The sequence below is a fragment of the Alcanivorax sp. HI0044 genome (assembly GCF_001634945.1).
Genome location: NZ_LWEZ01001255.1, coordinates 1 through 1,752 on the forward strand (window position 1 = coordinate 1; position 1,752 = coordinate 1,752).

The following is a 1,752-nucleotide window of genomic DNA, read 5'->3' on the forward strand; positions in this document are numbered from 1 at the left end:
CCCGGGGACTACCACCCGGTGGTGGCCATGGGCGTGTTGTTGGCCGGGCTGACCGGGGTGGGAAGCTGGGTCTTTGATTACCCGTTCCTGACCAGTTCCTTTACCTATGTGTCTCTGCCGGTGATCGGTAAATTTGAATTGGCCACGGCCATGCTGTTCGACACCGGGGTGTTCCTCACTGTGGTGGGGGCAACGCTGCTGATGCTGGCCAACCTGGGCAAGCTGTCGCTGCTGGATGACAAGAGGGAGAACGCCTGATGGAACTGCTGGTCGCAATCATTATTGGTGTGCTGGTGGCCTCCGGGGTGTACCTGTGCCTGCGTGCACGGACTTTCCCGGTGGTCATGGGCCTGACGCTGCTGAGTTATGGCGTGAATGTGTTCCTGTTCGCCATGGGCGGGCTGAAAATAAATCAGGTGGCGGTGGTTGGCATGAGTCCGGACCCCACCGATCCGCTACCCCAGGCGCTGGTGCTGACTGCCATCGTGATTGGTTTCGCGATGACTGCGTTCCTGGTGGTGCTGGCCCTGCGTAGCCAGGGCGAGCTGCATAACGACCATGTGGATGGCAAACCGGATGACGGAGGCCGTTCATGAACCACTGGATTATCGCGCCGGTATTGATACCGGCTCTGGCGGGCATGTTGCTGCTGCTGGAGGTGCGTGAGCGGCATCGGTTGCGACGGCTCACCGGCTTGTTGTCCTGCGCGGCGATGCTGGCGGTGGCTGTTTTTCTGGGCGATCAGGCCTGGGGTGGGGAGATCACCGTCTATGCGCTGGGTAACTGGCAGGCGCCGTTCGGCATTGTGCTGGTGCTGGACAAGCTCAGTGCCTTGATGGTGTTGCTGACCGCAGTGCTGGCGTTTCCCGCGCTGTTATACGCCAGCTGCGGCGATGACCGCAAAGGCGCCAACTTCCATGCCCTGTTCCAGTTCCAGCTGATGGGCGTCAATGGCGCCTTCCTCACCGGCGACCTGTTCAACCTGTTTGTGTTTTTCGAGGTGCTGCTGATTGCGTCCTATGGCCTGGCGCTGCACGGGCGTGGCCCGGAGCGGGTGAAGGCGGGGCTGCACTATGTGGTGCTTAACCTGGTGGGGTCAGCCCTGTTCCTGGTTGCCCTGGGGCTGGTGTACGGCACCACCGGGACGCTCAACATGGCGGACTTTGCCGTGAAAGCCCAAGCGCTTACGGGGACCGATGCAACCTTGTTGAAAGTGGCGGTGTTGATGCTGTGGGTGGTGTTTGGCCTCAAGGCGGCCATGTTCCCGCTGTACTTCTGGTTGCCCGCTGCCTATGCCAGCGCCACTGCTGGGGTGGCGGCGCTCTTCGCGATCATGACCAAGGTGGGCATCTACGCCATGGTGCGGGTGTATGCCCTGGCGTTTGCCGATGGCCCCTTTGCCGGGCTGGGGCTGCAAGCGTTGTGGTGGCTGGCGCTGGTGACACTGGGGTTGGCCTGTATCGGTGTGCTGGGTGCGAAGCGGTTGGGCACGCTGGTGTCCTATCTGGTGGTGATGTCGGTGGGCACCTTGGTGGCCGCACTGGCCTTCGGTCAGCTGCAGGCATTGGGGCCGGCGCTGTACTACCTGCTGCATTCCACCCTGATTTGTGGCGGCTTGTTCCTGCTTACTGATCTGATTGCCCGCGGCCGTGGCGAGGTGGCGGATTGCCTGCAGATCGGCCCGGCGATTCTTAATGGCGGCCGGCTGTCGCTGTTGTTCTTTGTGGCCGCCATTGCCGTGGTGGGGCTGCC

General features: G+C 62.2%; 3 protein-coding genes. All 3 read left to right on the forward strand.

What is annotated here, in order from left to right; translation table 11 throughout:
* On the forward strand, positions 1-258 hold a 258-nt coding region (locus tag A3730_RS17960; RefSeq protein ID WP_156501242.1), incomplete at its 5' end, for an MnhB domain-containing protein.
* On the forward strand, positions 258-596 hold the full coding sequence (locus A3730_RS17965) for a Na+/H+ antiporter subunit C (RefSeq protein ID WP_063521631.1): 339 nt from the start codon (positions 258-260) through the stop codon (positions 594-596). The genes A3730_RS17960 and A3730_RS17965, both read left to right, overlap by 1 nt.
* Positions 593-1,752 (forward strand): monovalent cation/H+ antiporter subunit D (locus A3730_RS17970; protein ID WP_063538605.1); only part of this gene is annotated, 1,160 nt, incomplete at its 3' end. The genes A3730_RS17965 and A3730_RS17970, both read left to right, overlap by 4 nt.